The organism is Micromonospora sp. S4605, from assembly GCF_003176715.1.
GTDB classification, from domain to species: Bacteria; Actinomycetota; Actinomycetes; order Mycobacteriales; family Micromonosporaceae; genus Micromonospora; species Micromonospora echinaurantiaca.
This window is the reverse complement of sequence record NZ_QGSW01000191.1, coordinates 1-1,997: the sequence shown is the minus strand read 5'-3', so window position 1 is coordinate 1,997 and position 1,997 is coordinate 1. Positions and strand designations below refer to the sequence as shown.

The 1,997-nt window shown below is 72.0% G+C and carries 1 protein-coding gene and 1 pseudogene; one reads left to right on the top strand and one right to left on the bottom strand.

The window, feature by feature from the left end; all coding sequences use genetic code 11:
* On the top strand, window positions 1-1,137 hold a 1,137-nt coding region (locus tag DLJ47_RS15510; RefSeq protein ID WP_199235864.1), incomplete at its 5' end, for an RNA-guided endonuclease InsQ/TnpB family protein.
* Window positions 1,138-1,425: 288 nt separating this feature from the next.
* On the opposite strand, the pseudogene DLJ47_RS35745 reads toward DLJ47_RS15510, so the two are convergent.
* Window positions 1,426-1,997: pseudogene (locus tag DLJ47_RS35745) on the bottom strand (serine/threonine-protein kinase); the annotation flags it as partial.

Sequence of the window (1,997 nt, the reverse complement as noted above, 5' to 3'; positions counted from 1 at the left end):
TACATGTACATCTGCGACGCCGAGCTGTCCCGACGGCTGATCACCGAGGCCAAGCTGACCCCGCAGCGGGCATGGCTGGGCGAGGTCTCGGCCGTGGTGTTGCAGCAGGCACTCGCGGACTTGAACACCGCGTACCGGAACTTCTTCAACTCCCTGTCTGGCAAACGCAGGGGCCGCACGGTCGCGCCGCCGCGGTTCCGGTCGCGCAAGGACAACCGGCAGGCCATCCGGTTCACCAAGAACTCCCGGTTCAAGGTCCTCGACAATGGCCGCCTGCGCCTACCGAAGGTCGGCGACCTGCCCGTGCGCTGGTCACGCAACCTTCCGGCGGACCCGTCGTCCGTGGCGATTATCCGGGACGCATCTGGGCGGTACTTCGCGTCGTTCGTCGTGCAGGCCACCGACGAACCGCTGCCGCCGGTCGACTCCGAGGTGGGTATCGACCTGGGGCTGACGCACTTCGCGGTCCTCTCCGACGGCACGAAGGTCACGGCACCGACGTTTCTGCGCCGCGCGGCCCGCAAGCTCAAGCGGTTGCAGCAGGATCTGTCCCGCAAGCAGCGGGGCAGCAGCAACCGCAAGAAGGCCGTCAAGAAGGTGGCTCGGGCGCACGCCCGGGTGGCCGACACCCGGCGGGACTGGCAGCACAAGCTGTCCACGGCGATCATCCGCGACAACCAAGCGGTGTACGTCGAGGACCTGTGCGTGGCTGGTCTCGGCCGTACCCGGCTGGCGAAGTCCGTGTACGACGCCGGGTGGGCCAGCTTCACCGCAATGCTGGAGTACAAGGCCGCCCGCGCCGGGCGCAGGTTCGGGAAGATCAACCGTTTCGCACCCACGTCGCAGACCTGCTCAGCGTGCGGCCGGATCGACGGACCCAAGCCGCTCAACGTCCGGTCATGGACCTGCCCATGCGGGGCAACCCATGACCGGGACGTGAACGCGGCGATCAATGTGTTGGCCCAGGGACGCTGGGACAACCCAAACGCCTGTGGAGCGCAGGTAAGACCGGCATCCGTGCCGGCACCGCGCCGTGAAACAGGAATCCGCCCGGGCGCCACGCGCTGTTCCACGCGCAGCGCGGAGGGAGTCCCCGCCCTTCAGGGCGGGGAGAACGTCAACGGCCGAACCTGGTGATGACGTCCCGGCGGACGGGTTCGTGGAGAACGAGTGGGTGGGGCGGGAGCTGCGGATCGGTGACGCGCTGGTGCTACGGGTGCTGGCGGCCACGCCGCGCTGCGCGGTGCCGACCCTGGCGCACGGCGAGCTGCCCCGTCAGGTGGCGGCGCTGCGGGCTCCGGCGCGGCTCAACCGGGTCGCGCCCCTGCCCCAGCTCGACCCGCAGCCCTGCGTCGGTGCGTACGCGCTGGTGGTGCGGGCCGGGCGGGTTGCGCAGGGGGCGCTGGTCGAGGTCGCTGAGCGGGTTCAGTCGTTGTCCTCGTCGTCGCCGGGCACCCCGGTGACCCGGTCGAGCAGGTCGTTCAGGCGGTCCGCGGCGTCCGGCGAGATCCGCTCCCGCTCCTCCGCCTCGGCGATGCGCTCGCGCAGGTCCTCGATCCGCTTGGCGCGGTCCTTCGGCTTGCCCCGGGCCAGGTCGACGAGCTTGTCCCGCAGTTCCTCGACGGTCCGCCGGTCGATCTCGCCCCGGGCCTGGATCTGGGCGAGCAGCGCGGCGAACTCGGCGGCCAGTTGCCGGAACCCAACCGGCTGCGGCCCGTTGCTGGTCGACGGTGGGGCGCTGCTCGGCTCCGGCGCGGGCTCGCTGCTGGTGGGCGGTGCGGCCGGGGCGGTGGCGGACGGACCGGCCGTACTGGGCGCGGTGCCGTCGCCGTCGGCGAGCACGAGCACCCCGACCAGGCCGAGCAGCAGCGCCAGGCCGGCCGCGACCAGCCCGGTCAGCGCCCGGTTCGACCGGTCGGGAGATCGCTGCGGCCCCGTCGGGCCCGGCGTCGCGCCGGCGGCGGGCCGGGGGTACGCCAGGGACCGGTCGACCAGGG